We start from the raw sequence: 18,079 nt of genomic DNA, 5'->3' as shown, positions 1-18,079 counted from the left end.
TCGTTTCAATTCTTTTATTCTTTTATGACTAGAGTGCGTTACGAGTTTTTCGCTTAGCCAGCTAAGCATCATCGCTCAAGCCTTGTACTAAAATAATTGAATTCGAACAAGAACTAAGCTCGAAAGATCAACAGCCCCTAATTAAGGCAAATTCTGCGTTTAACCAAGTTAACTTCAGCCCAGTCCAAGCCATTGTTGTTGCTATAATAAAAGGCAACAATCCGGCATAACCTAGACCTTGCCAAATACGTTCATTTCGCTCCATAGTTCACTCAACTCAGCCAACAAACATTATCAATCTGTACGATGCCAGTTGACTTTTAGATCTCTGCTTGGTGTAAATTGGTATTTAAAGGGATGATCTAAATTGCTGAATTATCCGTATCTTTGCCTATAGTTAGTTAAAAGAACGATAAAGGACTATAAATGACAACAAGCAACGCCATAATTAAAGTAACCAATTTGCGCCTGCGCACCTTCATCGGTTTCAATATCGAAGAGCGTGAGAAAATGCAGGATGTAGTGATTAACATCGAGATCCACTATCCAGCGAGTAATGCTATTCGCGAAGATAACGTCGATGAGGCACTCAATTATAAGAAAGTGACTAAGGCTGTCATTCAACACGTCGAAGAGGGGCGCTTTCTATTATTAGAAAAATTAGTCTCTGATGTACTCGATATCAGTAGTCAGCATCCGTGGGTGCAATATGCCCGAGTCACCATCGATAAGCCCCATGCATTAAGATTCGCAGACTCCGTATCACTGTCTTTAGAGTACCGAAAATCTTAATGTCCCACAGTCAACTCATTCAATCTCAGCAGGAGTCAATTATGGACGTACCTCAGGCTCAACAAGTGAGAGATGCACTAATCAAACAAGGGCTCGAGACCCCTTTAATTCCTTCGGATATGACCGCCGAACAGAAGTATGAACGAATCAAAGGCTTAATGACGGAAGTCGTATCAACCTTAGGTCTCGACCTCAGCGATGACAGCTTACAAGAGACGCCGCACCGTATCGCTAAGATGTATGTCAACGAAGTTTTTGCCGGCCTAGACTACGACAACTTTCCTAAAATAGCTCAAATTGAAAATAAGATGGCGGTCGATGAGATGGTGCGGATCACTGATATCAGCGTCGTCAGCACCTGTGAGCATCACTTCGTTACCATCGATGGCTTAGCAAAAGTGGCTTATATCCCCAACAGCACCATTATTGGCCTGTCTAAAATCAATCGTATCGTGCGCTTTTTTGCCCAGCGCCCGCAAGTGCAGGAACGTTTAACCAAGCAGATCTTAGTTGCCCTACAAACATTATTGGCAACCGATAACGTCGCGGTCAGTATTGATGCCACCCACTACTGCGTAAAATCCAGAGGGGTAATGGATACCCAATCGCAAACGCAAACCACAGCCCTCGGAGGCGAGTTTAAAACCAGCGCCGCAACTCGGGCAGAATTTTTCCGCTAGTCAGCCATTAAGGATTTTGATGACAGCCGCTATTTTAATAACCGGAGTCGGCAAGCGTGTCGGCTTCTACCTTGCCAAACATTTAGTCCAACAAGGCTATAAAGTCATTGGCACTTATCGTAGCCAATACCCACAACTGCAAGAACTCGAAGCCTTAGGTGTTGAGCTGCATCAGTGTGATTTCTATCAAGATGCTCAACTCAATGAACTGCTACAAAAGCTTGCTCAACAGTCCGCCTTTAAAGCACTAATCCATAATGCATCTGACTGGTTGCCAGACGGCGATACCGCATCAGCCCTATCAATTATGGACAAAATGATGCGCATTCATGTGAGTGTACCTTATGCCATCAACTTGGCACTTGCGGAGCAGCTCAAAGCCAATAACGGCATGGCTGACATTATCCACATCACCGATTATGTAGCAGAAAAAGGCAGTAAAAAACATGCAGCTTATGCTGCCAGTAAAGCAGCGTTACAAAACCTGACGCTATCTTTTGCCGCGAAGTATGCACCTGAGGTTAAGGTCAACAGTATTGCCCCTGCACTGCTCATGTTTAATCCCGATGATGACGAGCAATACAAGCAAAAGGCACTCAAAAAGGCACTGATGGCCAAAGAGGGGGGTGAGGTAGAGATCTTAAATGCGGTCAACTACCTATTGCAGAGTCACTATATTACCGGTCAAACCTTGAAAATTGATGGTGGCCGCCACTTGGTTTAATCATATTAAAAAAGGCACCTAATAAGGTGCCTTCCTAGGTTCAGCGACTGTGACTAATGGCTTTGCAAACTTCGCACATCCGCGCCTGTAGGCCCTTGATACACCCTTAAGCCAAATTCTGGCATTATTGCAAACACATGATCAAAGATATCCGCTTGGATATCTTCATAAGCCGCCCACCTTATGTCATTGGTAAAGATATATAGCTCAATCGGTACACCACTCGATGTTGGCGCCAACTGACGTACTAACAAGGTCATATCTTTATGAACTTTCTCATGCTGATTTAAATAAGCCAACATGTAGGCTCTAAAGGTCCCCACGTTAGTCAAATGTCGACTATTCACAGGCATATCGGCATCTTCCACCTGGGCATTAAATGTACTGATCTCCTGCGATTTTGCAGCGAAATAAGGCTTAAGAAGATTGATCTTCGATAACCGTTGCTTATCTTGTTCAGTTAAAAAACCGATAGAACTAATATCAATCTGTACCGAGCGCTTAATTCTACGGCCACCAGATTCAGACATTCCACGCCAGTTTTTAAAGGCATCCGACACCAATGCATAGGCGGGGATCATGGTAATGGTCTGATCCCAGTTACGCACTTTAACCGTTGTAAGCGACACCTCTTCAACCGCACCATCGGCGCCGTACTTATCCATTTGGATCCAATCTGTTGGGCTGACCATTCTGTTAGCCGCTAGCTGAATACCAGCCACAAAGCCCAAAATAGTGTCCCTGAAGACCAACATCACCAAACCGGTTGCTACACCTAAACCACTTAAGAAGTAAACCGGCGATTGGTCAGCCAGTACCGAAATGGAGATGATGATGGCGACAAAAAACATAAACAACTTAAACAGCTGTACAAAGCTCTTAATCGGCAGTCGACGGCTAACTAAATTAACATCAGCAACTTCGTTGGCGGCATCTAATGCACTATAAACCGCTCGCACAAACAGAATCACAATGGTGACATCGAGTAGCCTGTCAGCCAAACTCGCTAATACTTCATGCTCGGTTAGCGCCAACGGCAGAATGATGTTGAGAATAAGAGCCGGAACCAACTTAGCCAACTTCTCCAATACACGATAGCGCATGAAGATATCGTCCCAATGGACACGCGAGCGAGTGATGACAATATTCATGGTACTGACAACACCACGTTTCACAAAAACGTAGCCAATAAAAGCAACAATGAAACAGGCTATGACAAGAATACTGGTTGAAACACCGTCTGCTGGTTGGCTGTCGATCCCGACAGTTGCCAACCATTGAGTGATACTTGCACGTAATTCCTGATCCAAAATAGATATCTCCGATAGTGAACAGACATAAACAATCCATTCAAGCTTGCAAAATAGGGTTAACAAGCCACAATCAAGTGGCAAACAAATTAATCACAATAATCAAGTTTAACAGCAATTTGAGCTAACACAGTTGACTGTAATCTAAAGATTCACAACAATCCATTTTCTATTGCCTGAAGTTCATCGAGATCAAAATGACCAAATACATACTTACCAGTGTTATCTCCCTCTGTAGCTTTAGCGCGCTCGCCAATGATTACAGCGAAGATGCACCTGTTTTACCAAAACCGACAATTGGTATAACCGTAGACTATATTCCGGCAATCGACGATCTCTACGGCATAACCATTGCTCCTAGCCATTACGATACCGACTATGCCAATTGGGGTTACTACATTGGCTATGCTCAAAGTAAGAAAGATGACATTACAGTAGAAGAACCTGGCGAAGCCTATTCGCAGAGCTCATTATGGCGCTTCGGTTTGAGCTACCCTATTGCTGCAGGCTTAAGCTTTTATGGCGGAGCCACGGCTTATACGCACGAACTCTCTTCGACCAATAACATCACTCCGCTTATTGTTGGTGGTGAGCCTGTATGGGAAACCGAAAAAGACACCACTTGGGGGGCAGAAGCCGGCCTTAGATATGTGCTTGGCCCACACTTCACTATGGCCGCAGGTTATAACAGCGCAACTGAATCAGCGGTATTTAGTATCGGTTACACCATGTAAATCCGCGACTACAAGTACACTAATTTTGATCTTGTCAGTGTTATTATGGCGGGAGTTTGTCTATGCTAGGACAATCTCCTTTACAAGGTTAACAATCATGTACAAAACGCTAATGGCCTATGCCTGTATTGCCCTGTTCTCACTATCAATTCCCGCTTATGCCGATGAAGTGGCACGAGTCACCTTAGAAAATGGCGCAACCGTTAAGCTCAACGATGACTTCACTTGGGAATATGTCATTCTAGAAAGCCAAGCTAACGCAGACACTGCCGCTCCAGCAACAGTTGCTGCTGTTGCCGTCAGTGAAAATGCGACTTCAGCCGTCACCCCAACAGCGCCTATAGCGAATACCGAAGCGCTCACCTCAAGCGCTATCGCTCAATCTGCACTATTAAAATCAACAGCCAAAAGTGGTGTTAAAGTCAGCTTTTTAAATAGCCAGTGGGATGATGATGACCGTTTGGGTCTAACGTTCGAGCTATCAAGTAATAGCTCTGAACACTATGTCATGATCGAACTTGAAGTGAGTTTGTTTGCTGACTCTGGTGCATTAATCAAAAGAGAAACCGTTAAAGTTTGGCAAGCTGTTTTCAGAATGCCTGATACATACTTACGCAAAGGACAAACCCGTGAGAGCCGCGTATTATGGATAGAAGACATCGATAAAGCGCAGTGGACTAAGCAGTTAATGAGCTTGAAGATGAAAGAGATGGACTCACGTATGTAATCCCAGTCGTTGAGCCAACTATTTTTGAGACCTAGCTATTTTAGCTAGGTCTTTTTGTTTTACTAGCCGTAAAACCAAAGCCATTCCCCTCATTTTATCCTATAACCATTCAAAATATGCCAGCGACTCTGTGCCCTGCAAAACAATAGTAGATTACTTCTTTGCTAAACTAATGCATAAATGAACATTCATACCAATTGCTATGGATCAAAGGTTGAACAATATGGATAAAGCATTGCAGACCATGATTAACAACATGCCTGAAAAAACAGGCAAGACACTCGATGAGTGGTATAAAATATTGGCAAAAGAGAGTTTCGACAAACACACAGCAGCAGTAAAGTATCTAAAAACGGAACACTGTGTCACTCATGGTTTTGCCAATACTATTGTTACCTTATCTCGAGAAAGCAATCAGCCAGTAGAAGATCTTGTTATCACTCAATACAGCGGTAAAGAAAACCTCAAGCCCCTCTACGAAAAGCTTATTTCAATTATTGAAACGTTCGGTGAGGACATTAATATCACGCCGAAAAAGGCCAGTGTCAGTCTGATCAGAAAGCATCAATTTGCACTCATAAAACCCGCAACCAAAACAAGAATAGATCTAGGACTAAAACTCAACGGAGTTGAGCCACAAGGGCGGCTAGAAGATTCTGGGCCATTCGGCACCATGTGCACTCACCGTATGCAATTGAAAACCCTTGATGATATTGATGACGAAGTCATTAGTTGGATGCCGCAAGCATATGAGAAATCAGTGTAGTCAACTACTGACAAATATAGCTATTTTTAAATGGCTATAAATACCTCTCTGCTTTAAACCGTCCTGTAGCCCCATAAAAATAGCTACAGCTTTCTATTGACCCGTCTACAGCTTTATAGTTTAAAGTGCTTAACCATCAACGGATACAAGGCTGATGATCATGTATAAGATCTCTGAGCTTGCGGCAGCAGTCGGGCTTTCTCGAACCGCAATACTTTATTATGAAAAGCAAAAGCTTATCAGTGCTAGTAGGCTTGAAAATGGCTATCGCGCCTACAGCAATAAGGATCTACAACGCCTCCGTTTGATTCAACAATTACTGGCTGGCGGTTTAACACTGAAAGAGTGCAAAGTATGTCTAGAAGCAAAAGTTGACAGACAATTACTGCAAAACCGTCTCAAAGCGCTAGACGAAGAGATAGAGCAAAAGCAACAGTCACGATATTTACTTGCAGCCATACTTGGTGAGGGCGACCTCAAAGCATGGCACATGAGTTTAGATAAACTGGCCCCAGATGCTCATCTAGACTGGTTAACAAAGCAAGGCTTTAGTGAGAAAGAGGCCTTGCGACTAAAATGGTTATCAAAAGATATGAACGAACACGATGTATATATGGCTGACTTTATGACGGTTTTTGAACCATTAGAGCGCTGGGGTCCAGGCAGTGAAAGTGATACACAAAAAGCTTTATCACTGGTAGCCAAAGCACCTGACAATATCTTAGAGATAGGCTGTGGCAAAGGGCTAGCAACTAAAGTGTTAGCCGAACATAGCAAAGCAAACATTACCGCCGTCGATAATGAGCAGTCCGCACTAGATAGGCTAGTGCAACGCTTTGAGCAGCTCGGTTTTTCTAATCGACTCAAAACCGTTTGCGCTAGCATGGCCGAACTGCCGTTTACTGATGAAAGCTTTGATCTTATTTGGGCTGAAGGCAGTGCCTACATAATGGGTGTAGAAAAAGCACTCGCGCAGTGGCTGCCACTATTGCATCAGCAGGGCTATCTAGTGATTAGCGATCTCGTTTGGAAAACTGACAATCCAAGTCAGAAATCCGTTGAGTTTTGGAGTCAAAACTATCCAGATATTCAGCCTGTCGCAACCCGAATCTCGCAAATGAAGCACGCGGGCTACCGTGTTGTCGAGCATTTCCCTCAGAGCAAACAGGCTTGGTTAGATTATTACGGCCCGTTGGGTGAGCGAGCGAAAGAGCTTGAATCAGAAATGGCTAATTCCACCGCGTTAAGAGATATCAAATATGAAGTGAATATTTGCACTCAACTTACCGCAGAATTTGGCTATCAATTGTTTGTATTACAAAAAATATAACCAACTAAGATACTCCTATTACTCTTTTGTCATTAAGAGTAATAGGAGTTCTTATATTGAGATTGAGGTCGGATGAAGAACATCTCACGTTCCGCTCGTATTAAGCATACTTTCTGGCATTTTAACCGCCACCATATGTCCTTTGGCGCAAGTAACGCCTGCAGCGATAAGACTGATATCTAACACCACTTTCTTGGGCTTTACTTCGCAAATAACGCCACGCAATTCCAACTCTACACCCATTGGAGTTGGCGCTAAGTAATCAATGTTGAGCGCGGCGGTGACAAACCTTGGCGGCTGCGTACCATCACCAAATGCCCGGCCAGCAGCGGCGCTAGCACTGCCAGTTCCATGGCAATCGATAAGTGAAGCTATTAATCCACCGTAAACAAAACCAGGAATGGCGGTATGAAATGGCTTAGGGGTAAACAACGCGATGGTTTCATCATCGTCCCAGTAACTTTTGAGTTGATGCCCATGGGGATTATTTTTACCGCAACCATAACAATGGCTGAGATCTTCGGGGTATAAATCTTGAAATGCTTGCATTACCGCACCTTAATTCGCTTCAACGACCATCAACTCCAAACTACGCTATTACACATTAACCGTTTCGACAATGCAGACATTAGGCTTAAGACTAATGATTAGCTTCCTGATATTCAGCCCTTCCAGGCTCTAAACAATTGCAGCTTCGCATTTGCAAACAGTTAATATTTCCACGGCTGTTAGTGCCTAAACAGCGCTCTCTGATGCACCAAATGACCTTAGACAACATGGATGTTGTCGTAGAGCTTACAAGGATGTATTCACAGCGAGTCATTTGTGCGTTAGAGGCGGAGCATACGTATAGAAAATGAGATTATCCAGTGTTAATCCGGGCTACTTTACAGGCATAAAAAAGGGCCGTTAGGCCCTTTTGTCAATCCACTATCACTTTGGATTACAAGCTTGGCAGAATATCTGCTGGCAAGTAAGCGTTGTAGCTGGCAGTGACCAATAAGTCAGTAGCGGCTTCAATATCTGGGCCGAAGAAACGGTCCTTATCGTAGTAAGTCACCAATTCACGCAACTCAGCTTTAGCCTTCGCCACAGCGACTGCAGGTTGCAGTGGACGACGGAAATCCAAGCCCTGCGCCGCAGCGAGTAGTTCAACTGCTAACACGCCACGGGTGTTTTCAGACATATCACGCAAGCGGCGCGCCGCAAACGTAGCCATAGACACGTGATCTTCTTGGTTAGCAGAAGTTGGCAAGCTATCAACTGACGCTGGATGCGCGTAAGTCTTGTTTTCAGATGCCAATGCCGCAGCCGTTACCTGAGCAATCATAAAGCCTGAGTTTACCCCACCATTTTCGACAAGAAACGGTGGTAGTTTTGACAAGTTTGAATCAATAAGCAGTGCGATACGACGCTCAGCGATAGAGCCCAGTTCTGCAATCGCAATCGCTAGGTTATCTGCTGCCATTGCCACAGGCTCAGCGTGGAAGTTACCACCAGAGATAATGTCGCCAGTATCTTGGAACACTAATGGGTTATCGGTAACGCCATTAGCTTCAGTGCCTAGCACCTCAGCCGCATGACGAATTTGGGTTAAACAAGCACCCAATACTTGTGGCTGACAACGCAGTGAGTAAGGATCTTGCACCTTTTCACAGTTAACATGATCAAGGCTGATCTCAGACTCTTCACCCAGTAGATGACGGAATACAGCTGCTGAATCAATTTGGCCTTTTTGGCCACGAGCAGCGTGAATACGCGGATCAAACGGACTACGGCTACCCATCGCAGCTTCAACGCTCATGGCGCCAATAACAGAACTTGCCGCAAACAGGTCTTCTGCGTTAAATAAACCTTCTAGCGCTAATGCGGTTGAAGCTTGCGTACCGTTAAGTAGTGCTAAGCCTTCTTTAGCCGCTAGTTCAAGCGGCTTAAGGCCTGCGATTTCAAGACCTTCGGCAGCCGTGATCAGCTGACCTTTGTAGCTCATCTCACCTTCGGCAAGTAACGGTAAACACATGTGAGATAGCGGAGCTAAATCACCAGATGCACCTACAGAGCCTTTTTCTGGTACACAGGGATAGACTTCAGCATTCACCAATGCAATAAGGAAGTTAATCACCTCTAAACGAATACCAGAAAAACCACGGCTTAGCGAGTTGATCTTCAATACCATCATCAAACGCACTGTAGCGTCTTGCATGTATTGGCCAGTACCCGCAGCGTGCGACAGCACAATAGAGCGTTGTAGCAGTTGCAGATCATCGGCAGCAATCTTAGTGTTAGCTAATAAGCCAAAACCGGTGTTGATACCATAAACCGTGCGGCCTTCATCCAATACTTGTTGTACAAGACCGGCACTGGTATTGATGTCGCTAATAGCGCTCTCAGCCAGCTCAAGGGTGACTTTTCCGCGGCTAATTTCACGAACTTGCTTAAGGGTGAGGCTACCCGGCGTTAATACTAAATGGCTCATGTTCTACTTCTCCAGCATCGGCAGGTCTAGACCCTGCTCTTTTGCACAATCTTTGGCGATATCATATCCAGCATCAGCATGACGCATCACGCCTGTTGCTGGGTCATTCCACAGTACTCGACCTAAGCGCGCTGCGGCATCATCGGTTCCGTCTGCCACAATCACTACACCTGAGTGCTGGCTAAAGCCCATACCTACACCACCACCGTGATGCAATGACACCCAAGTTGCACCACTTGCAGTGTTCAATAGTGCGTTCATTAGCGGCCAATCAGATACTGCATCCGAACCATCAAGCATAGATTCAGTTTCACGGTTAGGACTGGCTACAGAGCCTGAGTCTAAGTGATCACGCCCGATAACAATGGGTGCAGAAAGCTCGCCATTTTTAACCATTTCGTTAAAGGCTAATGCCAGACGGGCACGGTCTTTAAGACCAACCCAACAGATACGAGATGGCAGACCTTGGAACGCAATACGCTCACGCGCCATATCTAACCAGTTGTGCAGATGCGGGTTATCAGGAATAAGCTCTTTAACTTTAGCGTCGGTCTTATAGATATCTTCTGGGTCGCCTGATAGCGCTACCCAACGGAATGGACCAATACCCTCACAAAATAGTGGGCGCACGTAAGCAGGCACAAATCCAGGGAAGTCGAATGCGTTTTCTACGCCCTCTTCAAATGCCATTTGGCGAATATTATTACCATAATCAGTCGTCGCAGAACCGGCAGCTTGCAGTGCTAGCATCGCTTTAACTTGAACTGCCATAGACTGTTTAGCCGCTTTCACGACAGCCGCTTCGTCAGTTTTACGCATTTCAATCGCTTGCTCTAGCGTCCAGCCTTGTGGCAGGTAACCGTTTAGCGGGTCATGCGCTGAAGTTTGGTCAGTAACCACATCTGGTGTAATACCACGCTCAACGAGCTCAGCGAAAACATCAGCAGCATTACCAAGTAGGCCAACTGATACAGGCTTGCCACTGGCGTTTGCTTCATCAATCATCGCCAGTGCTTCATCTAAGGTCGTCGCCTTTTTATCGACGTAGCGAGTACGCATACGGAAATCGATACGCGTTTCATCCACTTCACAGGTCAGTACCGAATAACCTGCCATGGTGCCAGCTAGCGGCTGCGCGCCACCCATGCCACCAAGACCACCGGTTAAAATCCACTTACCCTTTGACGAACCGCCGAAGTGTTGCTTAGCCATCGCGACGAAGGTCTCGTAAGTCCCTTGCACAATGCCTTGCGAACCGATGTAGATCCAAGAACCTGCTGTCATCTGGCCGTACATCGCCAAACCTTTCTTATCTAACTCATTAAAGTGTTCCCAGTTGGCCCAATGAGGTACTAGGTTAGAGTTAGCAATAATCACTCGTGGCGCATTATTGTGGGTTTTGAATACCCCGACAGGTTTACCCGATTGCACCATTAAGGTTTCGTCTTCTTCAAGACGCTGCAGTACTTCAACGATTTTGTCGTAGCATTCCCAGTCACGTGCGGCGCGGCCGATACCGCCATAAACCACTAAGTCTTCAGGACGCTCAGCAACATCTGGGTGTAAGTTGTTCATTAACATACGCATTGGCGCTTCGGTTAACCAACTCTTACAGCTTAGCTTTGTTCCTGTCGGCGCAATGATGCGGCGGCTTGGATCGTGTCTCTTATCCATCGGTACTACCTCGTTCAATTTGTTTTTATATGCTTGTTTTTATAACTGTCTTTTTGTTTTTTAAATCGTTTTCAGCTCATTTCTTTGAGCGTTTTACTTGTGGATCTGTAGCAAACCAACCTCTAGTTAAAGGTCAGATGGCCACCTAATCTAAATCGACTTCCTGGATGCACTAAACGTGCAAAACTCACCACACCTTGGCGTGACCAAGTGCGGCGAGTAATCTGTAAACAGGGCTCTGATGCCTCAATGTTGAGCAGTGCTAGCTGCGCATCATCGGCCATTTTGGCTTCAATGGTGTGCTTGGCTTCCGTTAGCGGTGCCACCATAGATAAATATTCGTGCGGCGTTTGTTTAATAAAATCTTGCGCTAAATACTCAGGCACGAGTTTAGGGTTAACAAAACGCTCCTCTAATTGCAGCGGCGTACCCTGCTCGCAGTGCACCAGCACCGACTGATAAACAGCGCTGCCCTCTTCTAGCCCTAATGCAATCGCTATGGCACCAGTGGCGCTAGCTTGGCTCAAAGACACTTGCTGCACGCTATAACCATGGCCACGGTCTTTGATCTCATCAGCAATATTGCGAATTGCCATCATCGAAGATTGGCTTTTAAGCCCCGCAACAAAAGTGCCCAACCCTTGAGAACGCTCTAACACACCAGATTCGGTAAGCTCCGTTAAGCCACGCCTAGCGGTCATTCGACTACAGCCAAACAGTTCAGCCAGCTGGTTTTCCGACGGCACACGGCTGTCTTCGGCCCACTCGCCAGATTCTATTTGGGCTAAAATATATTGCTTAATCTCTTCAAACTTCGGCATTGCCATATCAGGTTTGTTTACCTTTATCGGTTGCTTTGCTATCACGGTTTTAATTTTTGATGGCCGATACACCATGCTGGGTGTTAGCGCTCAATTAACAGTTGTCTGCTATTTATAATGATCAAAAACTCGGCTACAATCCTAGCTTGTATATACAAGTAAATACAAGCTAGCTCACAAATTATTTTTCGTGACGATGCTTAGTGTTAGTATTCAACCACTAGCTAAAACAACAAAAAGAGAGTGCAGTATGTCGTGGGATCAAGTCTGGATTGATATCAATATCGCTACCATGTCACCAACCATTTCAGAGCCTTACGGTGCAATCAAAGATGCTGCATTAGCGGTTAAAGATGGCAAAATTGCCTGGGTAGGGAAACGTAGCGAGCTGCCAGAATTTGATGTACTTGCCACGCCAATTTACAAAGGTAAAGGTGGCTGGATTACCCCGGGGCTGATTGATGCTCACACCCATTTAGTATTTGCAGGCAACCGTGCCAATGAATTTGAACTACGACTGCAAGGTGCTAGCTACGAAGAGATTGCTCGCAGTGGCGGCGGTATTATCTCAACCGTTAAAGCCTGCCGTGAAGCCGACGAAGCCGAACTGTTTGAGCTAGGCCGTCAGCGCCTTAATGCACTGGCAAAAGAAGGTGTCACCACAGTTGAAATCAAATCGGGTTACGGCTTAGATATTGAAACCGAGTTAAAACTGCTGCGAGTAGCACGCGAGCTAGGTAAGCATCATCACGTGGACGTAAAAACTACCTTTTTAGGTGCGCATGCGATCCCGCCAGAATACAAAAATGATAGCGACGCCTATGTCGATTTAGTGATCAACGAGATGCTGCCTCAAGTGATTGCCGAAGGTCTTGCCGATGCCGTCGATGTATTCTGTGAGAATATCGCCTTTAGCTTAGAGCAAACTGAGCGGGTACTGACCGCAGCCAAAGATGCAGGACTGGATATCAAGCTCCACGCTGAGCAGCTATCAAATTTAGGCGGTTCAGCCATGGCAGCCAAGCTAGGCGCCAAGTCTGTAGACCATATCGAATACCTTGACGAAGCTGGCGTCAAAGCCCTGAGCGAAAGCGGCACCTGTGCCACCTTACTGCCCGGTGCATTTTACTTCCTACGGGAAACCCAGCTACCTCCTATTGAGCTGCTACGCCAATACCAAGTCCCTATGGTGGTTGCCAGTGACTATAACCCAGGCTCATCGCCAATGTGTTCTAGCCTTTTGATGCTGAACATGGCTTGTACCTTAATGCGCTTAACCCCAGAAGAAGCACTCGCAGGTATGACTCGTAACGCTGCCAAAGCCTTAGGGATTGAAGCTGAAGTCGGCGTGTTAGAAGCTGGAATGACCGCCGATTTCTGTTTATGGAATATCAGCACTCCCGCAGAGCTTTCCTACACCTATGGTGTTGGTTCATGTATTGAAGTGGTTAAGAATGGCCGTTTAGTACATCAGTAATTTTTATAAATGATTGAATGTCGGAGCGATGAGACATTGTCACTGCTTGGGCAGATAGAGCATTATTGCAACTGCTTCTGTTGCTTTTCATCAATTTCACCATGCTCCTGTATATCAATGGCAGCTGATATTTTTTGATTTTCGTCCGCTAGGACCTTACTAGCTTTCTCATCTAAATGTCTAGCCATCCTTGAAAAACCTGGAATTTTTGCTAATTTGACAACAGCATCAGCCATTTGAGAACTCTTATCTAATGCGTCCATTAATGGATGATCGCTTTTGTTGTAATCGGAGATTAATTTGCCCGGATTCTCTGAGTTTACACTAACAAGGTTGAACAATAGTTTGAGTTTTAGCTCCTGAGAAATAGGCGAGTCTTCTATTTCATTGACTTGTGTAGATAGTCCTTCGAACGTTTTACTGATAACACCTTTATGCGTGTATTCTTCGATTAATCTTTTAGAGAGCTTAAAACTTTTATTTGCGGAGTACGCCATCCACAATACAGGGATATAGAGTGGCATCATTGCAAAGACTAGATATGGAGTATCTTTGATTGTAGTAACAAGGTTATCACCTTGAAACAGTCTAACCGCATTTAATGCAAACGGAATTATCGAAATAATAACTAGCACAATGATAGATTTGCTAAATGTACTATTATGCTTTTTTAAATCCTTCTCTTCAGCTTTAGTTTTAGCCTCATAAGCAGATGCTAGTCCTGCTGTTAACGCATCAGGAAGAAGCTTACGAATTTTATTTAATGAATCATTGTGAGCTTTATCGCAAGACTCTAGATGTTCATTAAAACTCTTACGTGCTTCTACAGAAATATTATCTAGTGAACTATTTATGTCCTGTTTAGTGCCTTGATATTCAGTAGACAGCTTTTCAACGTTATCTTTCATTAAATCATAAGCTTGAGATAACTTTTCGATAGTTCCTTCTATGTGAGTTTCTTCACCAGTTTCATCATTAACAGTTTCATATCCATAGAGTTCATCATGAATAACGTCAGCTTCTTTTTTAATGACAGCGATATTATTTAACAACCCCTTAGCTCTCTTATCTGTACTTGCAATATCCATAGACATTGATGAAATTGCCTCAATATCACTTTCTATACTTTCTTTTTGCTTGGTTAACTCAACCATTTTGCTGATGGTATCTTCCGAAGATTGCATAAGTTCAATAAGGTCAGAATGGTATTGATTAACCTCACCAGCAGCTGTTGAGGTTCTTGCTCTAAGCTCCTCAAGATTGATGCTACCTTTGTCAACTGAAGATAGAATAGAATCGATAGAGTCCTTTAATTCCTCAATGCTTCTAGCTGATACTTCAGCTTCATCCTTCGCTTCTTGAGCACGATTCCGATATTCAGAAGTCATTTTTTTAGCTTGAGCAGCTTCCTTCACATTTACCGGAATTGATGACTTCAGTTCATCTAGATCGTTAGACAATTGAGTAATTTTCTTCCAAATTTCATCCTTTTCTTTATAGAAAAAATCTACCGACATAGCTAATACTTCCGTTCATGTAAACAACTGTTATAAATCGAATATTATCACGAATATACAAAAATAAAACAAACATATTTCCAATGAACCCAGTCAACTAAAATTACCTACACATCTTAGAAAATACCAAAAAGATAAGAGAAAATAACTGTAATTCCCAAATAAGTGGGCATTACTATTGCGAGGTTGGAAAGAGGAACAAATTAATTAGGCTCCCCCTATTAACTCTGGTCCACAAAAAATACCAACCTAATCGAAATTGCCGAAGTCACGCCGGGCTCACTCAAGCTAAACGGCCGCTGGAAGAATTGGGCTTTAGGATGGGATGACGCAGTAACTAACTTTGAAGCTGGAGTCGCATTTGGCCAGAACCCAACTGTTAATGAAGAAAAGTCTGATCCCAACGCTGCTGGATTTAACGATGTAACCGATACTATTGATGGTTACATGAAGTATTTATATTCACCAGGCCATTTTATGGCAACCGCAAATGGCGACTCAGTTCTTAGTTTTGCAGCATTAGCTGGTATTCGTAGTTTAGATGAAGCAACCCAAGGTAATGAGTTAGCAAGGTATTACGGCGGTGGTCTAGAGTTCAACCTTTACAGCACGGGTGTAGAAGAAAACAGTAATGCGCTTCCTCGAGCTAGAGTTGGCGGCTATTTTGTTAGAACAACAAACCATGGAGCAATGACAGACGTTAATCTTTGGGTGATACAAGCACAATATCAACTGGTTGCAGACAAGCCATTTTTATTAGGTTTTAAAGCAAACTTAGGCCCCGATGATCTTGATAACTATTCTGTCACCTTGAGTGTAAGGCAAGATACCGCAAACCTGCTCAGTTTCTTTGGTTTTATCACTGAATAACCCGGTTATTGATGACTAGAGTAAGCAAGGCTTTATTTGTTATCTGCTTACTCTTGTCATTACCCAAAGCATAAATCTTATCAATTTTTTATCCCTAACCTGCAAACCAAACCACGGAAAAACTAACCAAAATTTAGCCGTACATCTCTTTTAATTTTAGAAAAAGTCGATAGCTATATCGTCGAAAAGTTTCGTTAGGCTACATGACTGAAAATTAACTACCATTTGCAGTCCGAATAAACTAGCCAAACAGGCCATTTCAGCTTAGGATCTGAACAATAAACAGAACAATTGCACATTGCGGAGTAACCAAACATCATGGGTATCAGAGCCATTGTCGTAGATACAGCCGGTACAACTACCGATCTTAACTTTATTGAGGATATTCTTTTTCCTTATTCAGCTAAGGTATTACCCGCTTTTCTTGAAGAAAATAAAAACAATGTTTTAGTCGAAAACTGCATTTGTGATGTACAAGATATCGCATTAGAACCTGACGCTGATCTTGCTCGAGTAACTGAAATATTGTTGCAGTGGATTGAAGAAGACCGTAAAGCGACACCACTTAAAACCATTCAAGGTTTAATTTGGAAGCAAGGTTACGCTAACGGTGAGTTTAAAGGGCATATCTTCCCAGACTTTATCGAAGCACTAGACGGTTACAAGCAGCAAGGACTGCGAGTGTATAGCTTCTCATCAGGTTCTGTTGATGCACAGAAATTACTATTTGGTAATAGCGATGCTGGCGATTTAACTGATAAGTTTAACGGCCACTTTGACACCCGCACGGGTAACAAACGCTTTAAGCAAGCTTACTGCAATATCCTCAATACGATAAGCCTTAGCCCGAAACAGATTCTATTTGTTTCTGATGTGCTTGAAGAGCTAAAAGCAGCCAGTGAAGCAGGTTTAAATGTGGTACAAATGGTGCGCCAAGACAGTCAACGCACGGGTGATTTTAAACAGATAAGCAGCTTTGCTGAGCTAGAGATCTAACTCACTCTCTGCAGATAAAAGGCATTTATTGAATGCCTTTTTTTATGTCTAAAATTCCATTTATCAATGCTTGTTGTCACTAAAACATGCTGTTATGCTGGCCATTAATCAAACAGTCGTTTGAATACCGATTTAACGAAATAATAATAAGAGATCATTATGGATAAGTTTCTCGAGCAATACCCGATAAATACTTCAATAAACGTCGCCTGGGGCGAAATGGATGCCCTACAACACGTCAATAATGTGGTTTATTTTCGCTATTTCGAAACCGCTAGAATCGACTTCTTTAACCAAATCAATCTACTCGAAGATCTACAAAAAACCGCGGTTGGTCCAGTGATCAGCGAAAACCAAGCGCGCTATAAGCGACCAGTGACCTTCCCCGATACCTTAATCGTTGGTGTCAGAATCAGTGACATTAATGATGACCGATTCATGATGCACTACAACGTTTTTAGCCAAACCCAGCAAGCTGTAACCACTATTGGCTCATCTCAAGTGGTGATGTTTAACTTTAAAACCGGGCAAAAAGCGCAATTAACGCCACAGCTATTGGACGCGTTAAAAACCTATCAGCAGTAGCTCTAAGCCAGATATATCTGTATGGTTTTCTTTTGAAGTTTAAGTAAATTCAAAGGATTTGAGATGAGTGAAAAGATTGTTCATCAGTCTGATAATCACCAATTTGTGATTAATCTAGGCGCAGCGCAAGCGTTACTCACTTATGAGATTTTGCCGAGTAACACTCGGCTTAATAACCATAGTATTTGTAATTTCACTCATACCTTTGTCCCCAACGAACTGCGTGGAAAAGGCTTAGCAGAGAAGTTAGTTAGACATGGTATAGCGTGGGCAAAATCGCAAGGATTACAGCTAGAAGCAAGCTGCTGGTATGTACAAAAATTCCTTTAGATTAGGCAAGCGGGTACTTATTAGCTTAGCCAGCGTTTTATTGCTAATTGGCTGTGCCCAGCAACATGCTTTTATCAGCGCTAATGGCGTCAGGCCAGCTAAACTCAATGCATTAAGCCAGCAACTTGAAGCGCAAGGCTGGCAGGTAACGTTGACGCAACTGGAGATCCCCGCTGAATTTTCAGATACCAGTATCGCCATGAACCCCGCCCAACAAAATCAAGATGCTATCGAGCAGTTGATAACCCTGCTATACCAATTGCATTAAGT

Annotated in this window: 19 protein-coding genes; 13 read left to right on the top strand and 6 right to left on the bottom strand. The window is 43.8% G+C overall.

Annotated features, from left to right (window positions below; all coding sequences use genetic code 11):
• The first annotated feature begins 426 nt into the window (after window positions 1–426).
• The 3 genes from folX to folM are packed head-to-tail and all read left to right on the top strand — an operon-like array spanning window position 427 to window position 2,196.
• The gene (folX, locus tag AB4238_RS07970; protein WP_044555521.1) at window positions 427–792 is read left to right on the top strand and encodes a dihydroneopterin triphosphate 2'-epimerase; all 366 of its coding nucleotides are present in this window, start codon (window positions 427–429) and stop codon (window positions 790–792) included.
• A 41-nt stretch (window positions 793–833) separates the two neighbouring features.
• Window positions 834–1,472, top strand: coding sequence for a GTP cyclohydrolase I FolE (folE, locus tag AB4238_RS07965; RefSeq protein ID WP_372032715.1), 639 nt, complete (start codon window positions 834–836; stop codon window positions 1,470–1,472).
• A 19-nt stretch (window positions 1,473–1,491) separates the two neighbouring features.
• Window positions 1,492–2,196, top strand: a complete 705-nt coding sequence (gene folM, locus AB4238_RS07960; RefSeq protein ID WP_372032713.1) for a dihydromonapterin reductase — start codon at window positions 1,492–1,494, stop codon at window positions 2,194–2,196.
• A 53-nt stretch (window positions 2,197–2,249) separates the two neighbouring features.
• Here folM and AB4238_RS07955 read toward each other — a convergent pair whose 3' ends face one another.
• Entirely contained in the window at window positions 2,250–3,506 is a 1,257-nt protein-coding gene (locus AB4238_RS07955; RefSeq protein WP_372032711.1) for a mechanosensitive ion channel family protein, read from the bottom strand.
• Window positions 3,507–3,703: 197 nt separating this feature from the next.
• Here AB4238_RS07955 and AB4238_RS07950 point away from each other — a divergent pair, with 197 nt between their 5' ends.
• The 4 genes from AB4238_RS07950 to AB4238_RS07935 all read left to right on the top strand — a co-directional run bounded on the left by AB4238_RS07950 (window position 3,704) and on the right by AB4238_RS07935 (window position 7,063).
• Window positions 3,704–4,240, top strand: coding sequence for an outer membrane beta-barrel protein (locus AB4238_RS07950; protein WP_372032709.1), 537 nt, complete (start codon window positions 3,704–3,706; stop codon window positions 4,238–4,240).
• A 97-nt stretch (window positions 4,241–4,337) separates the two neighbouring features.
• Complete coding sequence (locus tag AB4238_RS07945; RefSeq protein WP_372032707.1) at window positions 4,338–4,967, top strand: DUF3157 family protein; 630 nt, start codon at window positions 4,338–4,340, stop codon at window positions 4,965–4,967.
• A 223-nt stretch (window positions 4,968–5,190) separates the two neighbouring features.
• Entirely contained in the window at window positions 5,191–5,733 is a 543-nt protein-coding gene (locus AB4238_RS07940; protein ID WP_372032705.1) for a DUF5655 domain-containing protein, read from the top strand.
• 160 nt (window positions 5,734–5,893) lie between these two features.
• Window positions 5,894–7,063: a MerR family transcriptional regulator gene (locus AB4238_RS07935; protein WP_372032704.1), complete on the top strand. Its 1,170-nt coding sequence runs from the start codon at window positions 5,894–5,896 to the stop codon at window positions 7,061–7,063.
• A gap of 84 nt (window positions 7,064–7,147) precedes the next feature.
• Here the strand turns inward: AB4238_RS07935 and AB4238_RS07930 are convergent, their stop codons facing one another.
• From AB4238_RS07930 to hutC, 4 genes are all read right to left on the bottom strand, one after another.
• On the bottom strand, window positions 7,148–7,612 hold the full coding sequence (locus AB4238_RS07930) for a PaaI family thioesterase (protein ID WP_372032703.1): 465 nt from the start codon (window positions 7,610–7,612) through the stop codon (window positions 7,148–7,150).
• Between the two features lie 394 nt (window positions 7,613–8,006).
• Window positions 8,007–9,539, bottom strand: a complete 1,533-nt coding sequence (gene hutH, locus AB4238_RS07925; RefSeq protein WP_372032702.1) for a histidine ammonia-lyase — start codon at window positions 9,537–9,539, stop codon at window positions 8,007–8,009.
• Window positions 9,540–9,542: 3 nt separating this feature from the next.
• Window positions 9,543–11,213, bottom strand: coding sequence for a urocanate hydratase (hutU, locus tag AB4238_RS07920; RefSeq protein WP_248975715.1), 1,671 nt, complete (start codon window positions 11,211–11,213; stop codon window positions 9,543–9,545).
• Window positions 11,214–11,335: 122 nt separating this feature from the next.
• Complete coding sequence (gene hutC, locus AB4238_RS07915; RefSeq protein WP_220738354.1) at window positions 11,336–12,040, bottom strand: histidine utilization repressor; 705 nt, start codon at window positions 12,038–12,040, stop codon at window positions 11,336–11,338.
• A 244-nt stretch (window positions 12,041–12,284) separates the two neighbouring features.
• Between hutC and hutI the strand changes: the two genes are divergently transcribed.
• The gene (gene hutI, locus AB4238_RS07910; protein ID WP_372032700.1) at window positions 12,285–13,511 is read left to right on the top strand and encodes an imidazolonepropionase; all 1,227 of its coding nucleotides are present in this window, start codon (window positions 12,285–12,287) and stop codon (window positions 13,509–13,511) included.
• A gap of 62 nt (window positions 13,512–13,573) precedes the next feature.
• Here the strand turns inward: hutI and AB4238_RS07905 are convergent, their stop codons facing one another.
• The gene (locus AB4238_RS07905) at window positions 13,574–15,028 is read right to left on the bottom strand and encodes a hypothetical protein (RefSeq protein ID WP_372032699.1); all 1,455 of its coding nucleotides are present in this window, start codon (window positions 15,026–15,028) and stop codon (window positions 13,574–13,576) included.
• Window positions 15,029–15,475: 447 nt separating this feature from the next.
• Here AB4238_RS07905 and AB4238_RS07900 point away from each other — a divergent pair, with 447 nt between their 5' ends.
• From AB4238_RS07900 to AB4238_RS07880, 5 genes are all read left to right on the top strand, one after another.
• Window positions 15,476–15,898, top strand: a complete 423-nt coding sequence (locus AB4238_RS07900; protein WP_372032697.1) for a hypothetical protein — start codon at window positions 15,476–15,478, stop codon at window positions 15,896–15,898.
• 318 nt (window positions 15,899–16,216) lie between these two features.
• Window positions 16,217–16,894, top strand: coding sequence for an acireductone synthase (gene mtnC / locus AB4238_RS07895; protein WP_372032695.1), 678 nt, complete (start codon window positions 16,217–16,219; stop codon window positions 16,892–16,894).
• A gap of 159 nt (window positions 16,895–17,053) precedes the next feature.
• A complete protein-coding gene (locus tag AB4238_RS07890; RefSeq protein WP_372032694.1) occupies window positions 17,054–17,479 on the top strand; it encodes an acyl-CoA thioesterase in 426 nt (141 codons plus the stop codon).
• Window positions 17,480–17,542: 63 nt separating this feature from the next.
• Window positions 17,543–17,809, top strand: a complete 267-nt coding sequence (locus AB4238_RS07885) for a GNAT family N-acetyltransferase (RefSeq protein WP_220738285.1) — start codon at window positions 17,543–17,545, stop codon at window positions 17,807–17,809.
• A complete protein-coding gene (locus tag AB4238_RS07880) occupies window positions 17,790–18,077 on the top strand; it encodes a hypothetical protein (protein ID WP_372032692.1) in 288 nt (95 codons plus the stop codon). The genes AB4238_RS07885 and AB4238_RS07880 overlap by 20 nt, the downstream gene beginning before the upstream one ends.
• The last annotated feature ends 2 nt before the right edge of the window (window positions 18,078–18,079 follow it).

Source organism: Shewanella sp. 10N.286.45.A1 (assembly GCF_041470405.1).
Classification (GTDB): Bacteria; Pseudomonadota; Gammaproteobacteria; order Enterobacterales; family Shewanellaceae; genus Shewanella.
This window is presented reverse-complemented; position numbering and strand designations above follow the sequence as displayed.